The following is a 12817-nucleotide window of genomic DNA, read 5'->3' on the forward strand; positions in this document are numbered from 1 at the left end:
GTCATACTCTTCCGTAAAGGCATTATCGGAGAGTTCTATGCCTCGCGGCTCGGAAAGAAACTGTTCGGATAACCGATACGTCCGGGGTCGCTCGCCTATTCGATAGCGGCTCCGCTTTTTACTGGATCGAAACTCATGACCGACACCTACGATTACATCGTGGTTGGCGCGGGCACGGCTGGCTGCGCCCTTGCGAACCGCCTTTCTGCGAACCCGGACCATTCCGTGCTCCTGCTCGAAGCGGGCGGCAAAGACAATTACGCATGGATTCATATCCCCGTCGGCTATCTCTATTGCATCGGCAATCCGCGCACCGACTGGTGCTTTACCACCGAAGCCGAACCGGGTTTGAATGGACGTGTGCTTGGCTATCCGCGCGGCAAGGTGCTTGGCGGCTGCTCATCCATCAACGGTATGATCTATATGCGCGGCCAGGCACGCGATTACGATCTGTGGCGGCAGGCGGGTTGTGAAGGCTGGGGCTGGGATGACGTGCTTCCCCTCTTCAAAAAATCTGAAGACAATTATGCGGGTTCAGATGACATGCATGGCTCAGGCGGCGAATGGCGCGTGGAAACAGCACGCCTGCACTGGGACATTCTTGATGCCTTCCGCGACGCGGCTGTTGCGGCTGGAATCCCAGCAACCGACGACTTTAATCGCGGTGACAATAACGGCGTCTCCTATTTCAAGGTCAACCAGAAACGCGGCATTCGCTGGAATACGGCCAAAGCCTTTCTGCGTCCGGCATTAAACCGTACGAACCTGCGCGTCGAGACCCGCGCACATGTGCGCCGTGTTGAGATAGAGGAATTGCGCGCAACCGGCGTTACCTTCGATCAGAACGGAACTACCCGCACAGTGAAAGCAAAACGAGAGGTCATCCTTGCCGCAGGAGCAGTCGGATCGCCACACATCCTCGAATTGTCGGGTATCGGACGCGGCGACATTCTGCAACAGGCCGGAATTCCGATTGTTCTGGAACGCAAGCACGTTGGAGAGAACCTGCAAGACCATCTGCAATTGCGCTGTGCCTATAAGGTGAGCGGAATTCCTACCCTCAATGAAAAAGCCAGCAAGCTTGCAGGCAAGGCGATGATCGGGCTTGAATATCTGCTTCGCCGTTCCGGCCCAATGTCGATGGCACCAAGTCAGCTCGGTGTTTTCACCCGCTCTGACCCATCTTATGAAACAGCCAATCTGCAATATCATGTGCAGCCGCTCAGCCTGGAAAAATTCGGCGATGCGGTGCACCCATTCCCTGCCTTCACCGCCAGTGTTTGCAATCTCCGTCCCGATAGTCGCGGATCGATACATCTGAAATCACCGGATCATCGCTCTCAGCCCGCAATCAGACCCAATTATCTTACCACCGAAAGCGACCGCCGCGTTGCTGCCGATGCCATCCGCCTCACCCGCAATATTGTGGCACAGGCACCATTGCAAAAATATCAGCCGGAGGAGTTCAAGCCGGGTCCCAGCTATGAAACGCAGGAACAGCTGGAAAAGGCTGCAGGCGACATCGGCACGACGATTTTCCACCCCGTTGGCACTTGTCGTATGGGATCGGATGCGGATGCTGTCGTGGATTCGCGCTTGAGGGTAAACGGCATTCAGGGACTGCGGGTCGCAGATGCGTCTATCATGCCGTCCATCACATCAGGCAATACGAATTCACCCACATTGATGATCGCTGAAAAGGCCTCGGAGATGATTATCAGGGATGCGCTCTGAAAGTTGGTTTGACGCTCATCTTGCCCCAAAACCGTTCCGCAATTGCCCAACGCGTTTTAGAACCTGATTCCGTTGAACAGGACGAGTGGAAATAGCAATCCGCTCACCCTTTCGTGAACGCAATTTCACATTCATCATATCGTTATTTTGTGAAATAATTTTCCTTGTTTCTTATCTGATAAACGGGAATTATCGGCCTCAAGGTGGGCAGGGGGAGAAAGATCGTCTAATTGGATCGTTTTCCGGGACCGGCTCTCCAGATCATTCAGATAAGGAAAACAAAATGTCGTCAGTCCTTTCCCGCTATTCGCTGACCCGCCGTGCCGGTCTGAAAGCCCTTCTCTTCACTGCTGCAGCCCTCACCGTAGGTTTTGCGAGCGCACCAAGCCACGCCGAAGACAAAACCATCAAGGTGGGCATCATGGGCGGCGAAGACGAAGACGTGTGGAAGGTTGTTGCCGAAGAAGGCAAAAAGCATGGCCTCAACATCGAGCGTGTGACCTTCAATGATTATAACCAGCCGAATGAAGCGCTGGAACGCAAGGAAATCGACGCCAACGCTTTCCAGCACAAGCCTTATCTTGACGAACAGATCAAGCAGCACGGCTACAAGATCAGCGTTGCAGGTTACACTGCTGTCTGGCCAATCGGCATTTACTCGCGCAAGATCAAGAGCCTTGACGAACTGAAAGAAGGCGCAGTTGTCGGCGTACCAAACGATCCATCGAATGAAGGCCGTGCGCTCCGCGTCCTTGAAGCCAGTGGCCTCATCAAGCTGAAGCCGGATGCAGGCATCCTCGCAACCCCAATCGACATTGTCGAAAACCCTAAGAAGATCGAAATCAAGGAACTCGATGCCGGCGTGGTAGGCCGTTCGATCGATGATCTTGATGTGGCAATCGTGAATAACGATTGGGCAGGCAAGGCCGGTCTTAAGAAGGAAGAAGCAATTGGTTGGGAATCGAAGGAAAACAACCCATACAACAACTTCATCGCGGTCCGCACCGATGATGAAAACGCCGAATGGGTCAAAAACCTCGTAGCCTCATTCCAGAACGACACTGTGAAGGCTGAACTCGACCGCGTTTACAAAGGCACAGGCATTCCAGCCTGGAATTGATGCATGCGTAGAAATAAGGCGTTGAAGCGCTTTTAACGTTTGAAAGACCGCGCCGGGAAGCATTTCCGGCGCGGCTTTTATTGACGTGTGTGAAAAAATTGCCCAAAAGCATCGGCGATGGCTCACATACAACGCGGCATTGCCCATATGAGCCCCTCTGGCATCATTTTCATTGAAGCCTTACCGATTAGAAAGTCGCGGTTTTCCGCGGCACAAGAAGCAGAAGAAACGATCGTGACCACTCAACCGCAAACCGCCGCTTTAGCGCCCATCGTCGAAATGAAAGACGTGCGCCGAATGTTCGGTGAAACGCCAGCCATCAACGGCGTTTCTCTTTCGGTTGCACGTGGAGAGATCCTCGGCATCATCGGCCGCAGCGGGGCGGGTAAATCCACGCTGATCCGCTGCATTAATGGCCTTGAGAAACCCGATGCCGGTTCGATCAAAATCGAAGGCCGCGAAATTACGGCACTCACGGAAAACAGCCTGCAACCGGTACGTCGCCGCATTGGCATGGTTTTCCAGCATTTCAATCTGCTGTCTGCAAAGACAGTGGCACAGAACATCGCTTTGCCGTTGAAAATCGCAGGGCAGCCCAAAGCCCAGCGCGTGAAGCGTGTTGCAGAGCTGCTTGAACTTGTTGGCCTTACCGACAAGGCCAATCACTATCCTGCTCAGCTTTCAGGCGGCCAAAAACAGCGCGTCGGTATCGCACGTGCTTTGGCAGCAGAACCGGCTGTACTGCTTTCCGATGAAGCGACATCTGCGCTTGATCCGGAAACCACACAGTCCATTCTGGCCTTGTTGAAAGACATCAACACGAAACTCGGCCTCACGATCCTGCTGATTACCCATGAAATGGATGTCATCCGCCGTATCGCTGATCGCGTGATCGTGCTCGATCATGGGGCAATCGCGGAAGAAGGACCAGTCTGGCAAGTCTTTGCGAGACCACAGGCGCCTGTCACGCAAAGCCTGCTGCATGTATTGACCCCAGAACTGCCTGTCTCCTGGCGCGAGCAGCTGGTCAGCGAAAAAGGCGATCAGGCCGTTGTTAAAATCAGGCTTTCTGGACAGGCGGCAAGAAGCACCTTCTTTAACGATATCACGGCCGCAACAGGTCTTGAGACACGTCTTATTCACGGCGGCATGGATACAATTCAGGGCGAGCCAGTCGGCACGCTTTTCATTGCCCTCCCCGCCCTGGACAAGACAAAACTCGACGCTGCCATAAATTACATCAACACCCACGCAGACGCCACGGAGGTACTTGGTTATGTCTCAGGCGATGCTTGATCTTCTCTGGCGCTCCTTCTGGGAGACCATCATCATGACAGGCTTTTCGAGCCTGATTTCACTGGTTGTTGGCCTGCCACTCGCGCTCATCATGATTCTGACCGAACGTGGTGGACTGGCGCAGAATCTGACGCTCAACACCATTCTCGGTGCGATTATAAACGGTTTCCGCTCGGTCCCGTTCATCATTCTGCTGGTGGCACTTATTCCAGTCACACGCTTTATCGTTGGGACGTCCATCGGCACATGGGCTTCCATCGTGCCGCTGTCGATTGCCGCCATTCCATATTACGCGCGCATTGCGGAAGTTTCGCTGCGCGAAGTGGATAACGGCCTTATTGAAGCTGCACGTTCGATGGGTGCAAACCGCTGGACAATCGTTCGCGAAGTGCTGGTGCCGGAAGCACTACCGGGTATCGTCGCGGGCTTCACCGTCACCATCATCACGCTTGTCGGTGCCTCCGCAATGGCCGGTGCAATCGGCGCAGGAGGCCTCGGCGATCTTGCAATCCGATATGGTTATCAACGCTTTGAAACCACCATCATGATTGCCGTGGTGATCATTCTGATCATTATGGTCTGTGGTGTTCAGTGGATCGGTGATCGCCTGGTTAGCCGTCTCGACAAGCGCAATCTGCGTTCAAGGGCTTAAATTTTCACAACTTATGCGAGTTAAATGGCTTTCGAATAAAGCATCAAATTGATGCTCTCGATGCTGAATGAAATACAATATAATTATTATGTATTTTACTATTCTCAGAGATTTCGCTTTCTTACAAAAAATCATAGGAAGCGAAAGAATGCTGAATACAGACGTTCTAAGGAAATACAATAATAATAATGAAGTATATAGCTTCTCCGACAAAATTGGGCTTAAACAATCGTATAATAATAATGAAAATGGCCTTTTAGACAAGAAAGTTAAAAGACCTGTATTAGAAATAGCGAAAAACATCACAGCCAACGGTGACAGCCTGTATGTCCAGATGACAACAAAAGGCAGCTCTTTGGGCGCTCCTTCTATTAGCACTCCAGATAAGACCCCCGGCATTTGCGGAGACATACTACCAAGTAAAATATTTCTGGCAAAACCGCACAATTTGAAGCCTTATACAAACGATATTCATCAAACAACGCACGCTTCTATCAGCTCTGAGAGAGCCAATGACGTCATAGATAAGATTCCTATGGATGCTGTTGAGAACGCCTTTTATACCGCAGGAGAAATTGCACCAGAGGGGTTAATTCAATACAAAAACCCTTTTGATGAATGGGCGAAAAAATTTGTCCTTTTTCACAAATAAGAAGCAATATTTATAAATTTATCTATTTTTTCTCTCACGAAACCCCGCTTCCAGTGTGTTGCCGTCCGGATCGAAGACAAGAGCTGCATAATAGCCCATCTCTTCCGGCCCTTGATATGCAGGCGCACCGCTTTCACTACCGCCGCCCTGAAGGGCGGCACGGTGAAATGCTTCCACATCGCCGCGACTGCTCGCATTGAACATCAGATGCAGCTGATTGCCTGGTTTGTCTTCGGGCTCCTCAGCGCCTGGCTTTGGCCCGCTGTGTATCCATAGAAAGGGCACAGGCGCCCTCTCCCCGCCACTCACGAAGAACCCTCTGTCCGAATGAGCAATGACAGCGAGCCCAAGCTTAGGCATGCAGCTTTCATAAAAAGAAAGGCTGCGGCGAAGATTTCTGCTTTGAAAGCCGATGTGATCGAAGAGCGACATAGGATTGATTATATGGCGCCTTTAAATAAAGGAAAGCGGCGTTCCCTATTTTGGAGAACACCGCCCCTATTATTCTTTACAAGTAATGATCAGCCGCGCGTACGCGCAAGACCAGTCTTGGCTGGCTGATAGTTTGCATCAAGCTGAAGTGCACGCGAATAAGAATTGGCAGCCTTCGCCTTATCGCCACGCTGTTCATAGACCAGCGCCTGATTAGACCAGCTTTCAGCAATGTTTCCATCAAGATTGATGGCCGTATTGAAATCGTCAAAAGCATTGTCGTAGTCGCCAAGAGCAACATAGGAAATGCCGCGACCATTATAAGGTTCAGGCGCCGTCGAATTCAGCGAAATCGCTTTCGAGAAATCTTCGATCGCCTGCTTATGCTGGCCTTTGGCCTGATAGATCAAACCACGATTGTGATAAGCGCGACCATCGGTCGTCTGCAATGCAATCGCCTGGTTGAAATCGCTAAGGGCCTGATCGAGACGTCCGGCCAGACGGTAAACGTTGCCACGTCCGACATAGGCCGCATCATATTGCGGATTGATCTGAATCGCACGGCTATAATCCTGCGCAGCCTTGCCGCTGTCGCCCATATAGCGATAGACCAGCCCACGATTTGCATAGGCCTGATAGAAATTTGGATTAAGCGCAATAGCCTGTTCAAAATCGCGTAACGCATCCTTATAGCGCCCTGCTTTACCATATGCAGAGCCGCGCACATTATAGGCTTCAGGATCGCGTGGATTGCTCTGGATGACGCTGGTAAGCGAACTGATGTTCTCGCTCGAACCTTGCGCCCGATCAACTGAAGTCAAGGCGCTCGTGGAAGTGCTCTGACATCCGGCGACAGCAAGTGCCAGAATTACTGTTGCGGCCAACAGACTGTTTCGGGCCATATTGGAGCGGTTCGATTTTCCGGCCCTCACAACAAAATTCCCGGACGAATGCATCACCTTAAAGCATGTTGGCAACGACAGCGTTCCTTTCTGTTGACCTTGGTCCAGAATATGCACTGAAACCTCAGTCCGCTTTGCAACTAAAGCGTATCCTGATCCGATAGAATCAGACCGACGCTCTATTTTCTTATTTTAACGCACTTCTTACCGGAAAATCGCTTCACACTTTTCGCTATGCGTTCACAAGCGAGATCGCTGCTCTGCTTCGCCGGAAATACTCTTTCATCTGTTTGTTTCTATAACACAGCAAAAGGCAGCATGGAAAATGCCGCGCCTTCTCTGGATCAACGCCAGAACAAAGGTCAGGATACGACGAGCCATTTATGCGTCAAATCTTCGTCGTCAAGCTGTAGTAGCATATCTAGCTGACCAGCTTTCAAACCCCAGACATGCAAAAACCGGCGCAAGCCAGAAGCTGCACCGGAAAGCAAAAAGGCGCCACACAGGCAGCGCCAATTTCAGATCAATCAACGAGCAGCAGGACGACCGCCGCCGATGAGACCTTCACGCTGTGCGCGCTTACGGGCCAGCTTGCGAGCGCGGCGAACGGCTTCAGCCTTTTCGCGGGCGCGCTTTTCAGATGGCTTTTCATAGTGGCCACGCATCTTCATTTCGCGGAAGATACCTTCGCGCTGCATCTTTTTCTTGAGAGCGCGGAGAGCCTGATCAACATTGTTATCGCGGACGAGTACCTGCACGTGTAATCCCGTATCGGTTAGAATTTCGATTGAGCCTGAGGCATTAAGGGCGTCTCTTAACGAGTTCCAGCTAATCGAGTCAACCGGTAAACGCCCAAAGGCTCCCAAGCTTCGCAGCTTAAACGCTGCAAATTGGTGGTGGCTATTACCAGATACCCCACCACCTGTCCACCTCCAGATGCAACTTTGCCCACCGTTGCAGATAAATAATGGCCTTATATCGATTTATAATGACTGACTGGTCCCGAATACGCTATCTGCCACCCTGTTTCGCACAATTCAGCCTCATTGCTCCAGCATAGGAGCGGTCAGGCAATTCACAGCCTTTTTCCCCTTTCAATTGATTCCTTCGCTCAAGTTTCATGTCCTTACGCAAACGACTCGTTATTCAGTTCACAGGCTATGAGGGCCTGCATCCCAAAGCCGTACGCATACGCCATGCGCTGGCGCTGAAGGATTTTGATCGGTTATGGAAAGCCAAGACGAAGCTCTCGCCCATGACCGACGAGCCGGATGATTGCGGAACGCTGATCGCGACAACGCAGGGCAACGGCTGGAAAACCGAGACAGAATTCTGCCAGTTCGGTACCGCGGATATCTTCGATGATTATGCTGCTCGTTCAACACCGAAGCGAATGCTGACAGGCTTTCATGCCTTCATGAACATCTTCTTCACCGGAACGCTGTGGCGTTATCTCATCACAAGCTGGCGCTTTGTTCTGTTCTTTATGTGGCCATTCCTGCTGTCGATTGCTCTGATCGCAGTAGCTGGCCTTATTGCATACGCGCCCATTTTAGCAGGCTTTCCGCTCTGGAATCTCTTTTGGTCCGTGCCTGTGGCAGCAATCATAGCAACTCTGCTTGTTCGCTGGCCCGGAGATCGATTCTTCATGTCCTATCTGCTCGACGACTGGTCGGCAGCCTACGACCGCATCCATAATCGCAATGAGAAGCTCATACGCCGCCGCAAAGCTTTTGCTGAGGCTCTTAAAAAGAAGATCGAAGAAAGTGGTGCTGATGAGGTCATCATCGTTGCACATAGCCTGGGCACGGTTCCGGCTGCAGAAGCTCTCGCCGACGTCCAGCGCGAGCGTCCAGACCTGTTGCGCAAACAGCCTGTCTCCTTGCTCGGCGTTGGCTCATGCCTGCTGATGATCGCTTTGCACCCCAAGGCGCGCAGCTTGCGCGAAGATGTACGTGTGGTGATGGAAGAAAGCCCGGTTCTTTGGTCTGAGTTCCAGGCCCTGACGGATATCATCCATTTCTATGGTTCGGACCCCGCGAAAACGCTCAACATCAAGACCCAGAATCCGCCGCTGATCCATCATATCCGCTTTAAGAATGTTCATAGCGAAAACCGCTACAAGCGTTCAAAGGGCAACTTCTTCCTCATGCATCTGCTTTATTTGCGCGGTGCAGAGAAGAAGAACTTCTTTGATTTTGGCATGTTTCTGCATGGCCCATTCTTTTTCCGCGAACTGATGACAACCTATAAAGACAAAGCCGCCCCGCTCGACGAAGAGGGACGGCTGATCAACTCGTAACACAGAAGTCTGTTATGCTTGCGGCGGCTCTACCACTGCGATGGTGAGCCATGTGGCCGTCAGCGCCGGCTTCACCATATTCTCAACTTCCAGCGTCACCTCGTAATGATTGACCACGCGGCCGGATGGTCGGATATCAGCATTGGCCAGCTTGAAACGGGCACGCACACGCGCACCAGTTTTCACCGGTGACATGAAACGTACTTTGTCAAAGCCGTAATTGATGCCCATCGTGGCACCTTCCAGCATCGGCAGCGCTTCAAATGCCAGTGTCGAAAGCAGCGATAGCGTCAGAAAGCCGTGCGCAATCGTGCCACCGAAAGGCGTTTCCTTGGTTGCGCGCTCCGGATCAACATGAATGAACTGATGATCGTCCGTCGCATCCGCGAACTGATCAATCATCGCCTGTGTGACTTCACGCCACTCGGAGCATCCAATTTCCGTTCCAATTGCTTCGCGCAACTGGGCGAGCGTAATTGCGTCTTTCATGCCATGAAACTTTCTGCTGAACTGATATTCTCTTGGTATCTATTAAAGCATTTCCCGCAAAAGTGCGAAGCGGTTTTGCGTGGGATAATGCGTAAAAACAAATAATTAGAGTGGTTCCAACGGCTCGATACTAACCGGAACCCCTCTAATTAAAGCACGGCAAGGCCGCAGATCAGGCAGCGACCAGTATTTCTCGTGCAATTTCATCCCAATGCGAGAAAACGCGGTTCGCACCCTTTGATGACAGCTTTTCGGCATGACCTTCATAAGTATGGCCACCGCCCGTATAGCCAAACGCAGTCATGCCAGCAGCGACAGCACCCTCAATCCCAAAAGGCGAGTCCTCGATCACCACGCAACGCGCTGGATCAATGCCCATCTTGTCCGCGGCAAACAGGAAGAGATCCGGCGCAGGCTTGCCGCGCTTGACCATGCTGGAAGAATAAACCGCTTCACCGAAATAATGGTTGATTCCCGTCTTCTCCAGGCTGAATGCAATGCGCTCAGGCTGCGACGAAGAAGCGACGCAACGCTTATGCGGCAGAACCTTCAGAAAATCTGCAATGCCCACGGCAGGCTGCAAGTGTTCAGCAAACAGAATTTTTGTCTCAGGCCAAAACTGACTGGTAGCCTCTTCAGGCAAACGATGGCCCGTCAGATCGGCAATCATGTCCATAATATCTGCCTGCTTCATGCCAATCCCCCTGGCAACGGTGCCTTGCGGCAGTGCCATACCGTGATTGGCATAGACCTGCTCGAATGCACGGCAAGAGAGTGGCTCGCTATCGACGAGAACGCCGTCGCAATCAAAAATAACGAGGTCGAAGGGGGATAGGTTACTCATGAAGGCTCCGATGGAGTAGGTATATGGAATGCGTATTTTGTCGCGCCGATTTGAGGTGCACGCTTGCCGCTGTTGATATAGAGACTGTTCGTCCATTGCGCATCTATAACAGTATAAGCGTGACAAAATTATCGCGGAATAGATAGTTAGAGCATTTGAGCCATGGGGCGTAAGCTTTTTGCGCCAGATAATGCGTAAAGACAAAGAGATGAGACGCGGTTCCAACGATTCAGTCTTAACTGGAGCCGCTTTTAGAATTTTGCGGAGACTCTCATGACGACGAATGTGGCACTGGTTGGATTGGCGCGCGATCTTCAGGCGCGCGCTGAAACAGGAAAACCAATCCGCATCGGTCTTATCGGTGCTGGCGAGATGGGCACCGATATTGTCACCCAGGTTGCGCGCATGCCCGGAATTGAAGTCGGCGCGCTATCTGCGCGACGCTTGCCCAATACTTTCAAAGCCGTGCGCACCGCTTATGGCGATGAAGAGAACGCGCAGGAAGCAACTACTGAAAGTGCCATGACCCGCACTATTGAAGGCGGCAAGATTGCAGTCACTGGCGACAATGATCTCATCCTTTCCAATCCGCTGATCGACGTCATTATCGATGCAACTGGCATTCCCGAAGTGGGTGCCGAAACCGGTATCAAGGCGATTGAAAACGGCAAACATCTCGTAATGATGAATGTCGAAGCCGACGTTACCATCGGGCCTTATCTCAAGGCACAAGCAGATAAACACGGCGTGATTTATTCGCTTGGAGCCGGTGATGAACCTTCCTCCTGCATGGAGCTGATCGAATTCGTCTCAGCACTTGGCTATGAAGTCGTCTCCGCTGGCAAGGGCAAGAATAACCCGCTTAATTTCGATGCTATCCCTGATGACTATCAGGAAGAAGCAGATCGCCGGAACATGAATGTCCGCCTGCTGGTGGAGTTCATTGATGGCTCCAAGACGATGGTCGAAATGGCTGCAATTGCCAATGCGACCGGCCTTGTTCCTGATATTGCAGGCATGCACGGACCCCGCGCTGCGATCGACCAGCTCAGCAGCACGCTTATCCCGCAAGCCGATGGCGGTGTGCTGACCAAAAGTGGCGTCGTTGATTATTCCATCGGCAAAGGCGTTTCGCCCGGCGTCTTCGTTGTCGCCAGGATGGACCACCCTCGCCTCAACGAACGACTGGAAGATCTGAAGATCGGCAAAGGCCCCTACTTCACCTTCCACCGCCCTTATCACCTCACGTCGCTTGAAGTGCCGCTCACAGTCGCGCGCGCCGTCCTGCATGGCAAGGCCGATATGGTGCCGCTGCCAAAGCCTGTTGCAGAAGTCTGTGCGGTTGCGAAGAAGGATATGCAGCCGGGCGATAAGCTCGATGCTATCGGCCAATATTGCTACCGCTCATGGATCATGACGACACCGGAAGCCCGTAGCGCCAAGGCCGTTCCTTGCGGCCTGCTCCAGAACGGCACTGTCACAGCGCCGATCAAAAAGGGAGAACTTATTACCTATGCCAATGCCGCACCGCAGCCCGGCTCAAAGATTGCCGAACTGCGCGCGCTTCAGGACAAGATGATCTACGGCTGATCCACGATCGCTGTCCTTAGTCTGTGTCTTTGCTGAAAACATACCCGGAACCGGCTGGTGGACGAATAGCGTTTGTCAGTTCGGTCGCCATGCCAATGTCCAATGCTTCTTTCGCAGTCATTGACCGACTGAAATATTCGCTTTTGAAAATTGATGTAACTTCACTGTCTGACAGCGTTGTGCAATCCTTGTAAACATCCCGAAAAATCTGATTGCTTTCATTTACGCTTCTTTGCTTTCGCTCTAGCTCATCCGGCTTATAATACCCCTTATCGAATTTGGTCGCAGCAGGGTGGATCAGAAACTGGCTACCGCTCATTGCATCGCGTTGCTTGCCTGCACAAAATAAAAGTGTCGCAGCTGATCCTACATATGAGAGATTAATCGTGCGCACGGGGATTCTGGAACTCCTTATCATCCAGTATCCGACATGGCCTGCATCCATATCTCCGCCGCCACTGTTTATGTAAAGATTGATGCCTTTGATGCTTGCGTATTGAACATTGATCCCGTCCAGAGTGGTCCCAAGCTCAATAATCTTTTGAGGTGTAATTTCACCCACAAAGTACACGTTCACTTCTGAATTTTCTTTTATCGAAGCATTATCCGGAGGAGTAACACTCATTAATTCTGCCTGCGAAAAGGTGCTGAAAATTGTAAAAAAACATGTCGCTAATAAAAATATTCTCTTCAATTCAACTCTCCATTCCTGAAATACTTTAAAAAGCCTATTTCAGTTCCGGGCAGCGCAAAATCCCAACAAAAGGGCGGCATAAAGCCGCCCTTTTTTTACTTCTCATTCTG

Annotated in this window: 13 protein-coding genes; 7 read left to right on the forward strand and 6 right to left on the reverse strand. The window is 51.7% G+C overall.

The window, feature by feature from the left end:
* The first annotated feature begins 135 nt into the window (after window positions 1–135).
* From CEV32_RS15070 to CEV32_RS15090, 5 genes are all read left to right on the forward strand, one after another.
* A complete protein-coding gene (locus tag CEV32_RS15070) occupies window positions 136–1734 on the forward strand; it encodes a GMC family oxidoreductase (RefSeq protein WP_094577954.1) in 1599 nt (532 codons plus the stop codon).
* A gap of 283 nt (window positions 1735–2017) precedes the next feature.
* Window positions 2018–2854, forward strand: a complete 837-nt coding sequence (locus CEV32_RS15075) for a MetQ/NlpA family ABC transporter substrate-binding protein (protein WP_094577955.1) — start codon at window positions 2018–2020, stop codon at window positions 2852–2854.
* A 279-nt stretch (window positions 2855–3133) separates the two neighbouring features.
* The gene (locus tag CEV32_RS15080) at window positions 3134–4150 is read left to right on the forward strand and encodes a methionine ABC transporter ATP-binding protein (protein WP_094578045.1); all 1017 of its coding nucleotides are present in this window, start codon (window positions 3134–3136) and stop codon (window positions 4148–4150) included.
* The gene (locus tag CEV32_RS15085) at window positions 4131–4802 is read left to right on the forward strand and encodes a methionine ABC transporter permease (RefSeq protein WP_094577956.1); all 672 of its coding nucleotides are present in this window, start codon (window positions 4131–4133) and stop codon (window positions 4800–4802) included. The genes CEV32_RS15080 and CEV32_RS15085 overlap by 20 nt, the downstream gene beginning before the upstream one ends.
* A 148-nt stretch (window positions 4803–4950) precedes the next feature.
* The gene (locus tag CEV32_RS15090) at window positions 4951–5454 is read left to right on the forward strand and encodes a hypothetical protein (RefSeq protein ID WP_143128836.1); all 504 of its coding nucleotides are present in this window, start codon (window positions 4951–4953) and stop codon (window positions 5452–5454) included.
* A gap of 18 nt (window positions 5455–5472) precedes the next feature.
* On the opposite strand, the gene CEV32_RS15095 is transcribed toward CEV32_RS15090, so the two are convergent.
* The 3 genes from CEV32_RS15095 to rpsU form a co-directional block, all read right to left on the reverse strand.
* Window positions 5473–5886 carry a VOC family protein gene (locus tag CEV32_RS15095; protein ID WP_094577958.1) on the reverse strand — a complete coding sequence of 138 codons (414 nt, stop codon included), beginning with the start codon at window positions 5884–5886 and terminating at the stop codon, window positions 5473–5475.
* An 89-nt stretch (window positions 5887–5975) separates the two neighbouring features.
* Complete coding sequence (locus tag CEV32_RS15100) at window positions 5976–6788, reverse strand: tetratricopeptide repeat protein (protein ID WP_094577959.1); 813 nt, start codon at window positions 6786–6788, stop codon at window positions 5976–5978.
* Window positions 6789–7315: 527 nt separating this feature from the next.
* Window positions 7316–7546, reverse strand: coding sequence for a 30S ribosomal protein S21 (gene rpsU, locus CEV32_RS15105; RefSeq protein ID WP_024899289.1), 231 nt, complete (start codon window positions 7544–7546; stop codon window positions 7316–7318).
* A 362-nt stretch (window positions 7547–7908) separates the two neighbouring features.
* Between rpsU and CEV32_RS15110 the strand changes: the two genes are divergently transcribed.
* The gene (locus CEV32_RS15110; RefSeq protein WP_094577960.1) at window positions 7909–9090 is read left to right on the forward strand and encodes an alpha/beta hydrolase; all 1182 of its coding nucleotides are present in this window, start codon (window positions 7909–7911) and stop codon (window positions 9088–9090) included.
* A gap of 12 nt (window positions 9091–9102) precedes the next feature.
* On the opposite strand, the gene CEV32_RS15115 is transcribed toward CEV32_RS15110, so the two are convergent.
* Both CEV32_RS15115 and CEV32_RS15120 read right to left on the reverse strand, forming a co-directional pair.
* Entirely contained in the window at window positions 9103–9579 is a 477-nt protein-coding gene (locus CEV32_RS15115) for a MaoC family dehydratase (protein WP_094577961.1), read from the reverse strand.
* A 172-nt stretch (window positions 9580–9751) separates the two neighbouring features.
* The gene (locus CEV32_RS15120) at window positions 9752–10423 is read right to left on the reverse strand and encodes an HAD family hydrolase (protein ID WP_094577962.1); all 672 of its coding nucleotides are present in this window, start codon (window positions 10421–10423) and stop codon (window positions 9752–9754) included.
* 273 nt (window positions 10424–10696) lie between these two features.
* Between CEV32_RS15120 and CEV32_RS15125 the strand changes: the two genes are divergently transcribed.
* Complete coding sequence (locus CEV32_RS15125) at window positions 10697–12013, forward strand: 1-deoxy-D-ribulose 5-phosphate reductoisomerase (protein ID WP_094577963.1); 1317 nt, start codon at window positions 10697–10699, stop codon at window positions 12011–12013.
* A gap of 16 nt (window positions 12014–12029) precedes the next feature.
* Here CEV32_RS15125 and CEV32_RS15130 read toward each other — a convergent pair whose 3' ends face one another.
* The gene (locus tag CEV32_RS15130) at window positions 12030–12707 is read right to left on the reverse strand and encodes an ATP-dependent Clp protease proteolytic subunit (RefSeq protein WP_143128837.1); all 678 of its coding nucleotides are present in this window, start codon (window positions 12705–12707) and stop codon (window positions 12030–12032) included.
* Window positions 12708–12817 lie beyond the last annotated feature (110 nt).

The sequence above is a fragment of the Brucella rhizosphaerae genome (genome assembly GCF_002252475.1).
In the GTDB taxonomy this organism is placed as follows: Bacteria; Pseudomonadota; Alphaproteobacteria; order Rhizobiales; family Rhizobiaceae; genus Brucella; species Brucella rhizosphaerae.

What these genes read in the sequence shown, in the direction of transcription:
- CEV32_RS15070 (WP_094577954.1), top strand. Translation starts at nt 136, where the DNA reads ATGACCGACACCTACGATTACATCGTGGTTGGCGCGGGCACGGCTGGC.
- CEV32_RS15075 (WP_094577955.1), top strand. Translation starts at nt 2,018, where the DNA reads ATGTCGTCAGTCCTTTCCCGCTATTCGCTGACCCGCCGTGCCGGTCTG.
- CEV32_RS15080 (WP_094578045.1), top strand. Translation starts at nt 3,134, where the DNA reads ATGAAAGACGTGCGCCGAATGTTCGGTGAAACGCCAGCCATCAACGGC.
- CEV32_RS15085 (WP_094577956.1), top strand. Translation starts at nt 4,131, where the DNA reads ATGTCTCAGGCGATGCTTGATCTTCTCTGGCGCTCCTTCTGGGAGACC.
- CEV32_RS15090 (WP_143128836.1), top strand. Translation starts at nt 4,951, where the DNA reads ATGCTGAATACAGACGTTCTAAGGAAATACAATAATAATAATGAAGTA.
- CEV32_RS15095 (WP_094577958.1), bottom strand. Translation starts at nt 5,886, where the DNA reads ATGTCGCTCTTCGATCACATCGGCTTTCAAAGCAGAAATCTTCGCCGC.
- CEV32_RS15100 (WP_094577959.1), bottom strand. Translation starts at nt 6,788, where the DNA reads ATGGCCCGAAACAGTCTGTTGGCCGCAACAGTAATTCTGGCACTTGCT.
- CEV32_RS15110 (WP_094577960.1), top strand. Translation starts at nt 7,909, where the DNA reads ATGTCCTTACGCAAACGACTCGTTATTCAGTTCACAGGCTATGAGGGC.
- CEV32_RS15115 (WP_094577961.1), bottom strand. Translation starts at nt 9,579, where the DNA reads ATGAAAGACGCAATTACGCTCGCCCAGTTGCGCGAAGCAATTGGAACG.
- CEV32_RS15120 (WP_094577962.1), bottom strand. Translation starts at nt 10,423, where the DNA reads ATGAGTAACCTATCCCCCTTCGACCTCGTTATTTTTGATTGCGACGGC.
- CEV32_RS15125 (WP_094577963.1), top strand. Translation starts at nt 10,697, where the DNA reads ATGACGACGAATGTGGCACTGGTTGGATTGGCGCGCGATCTTCAGGCG.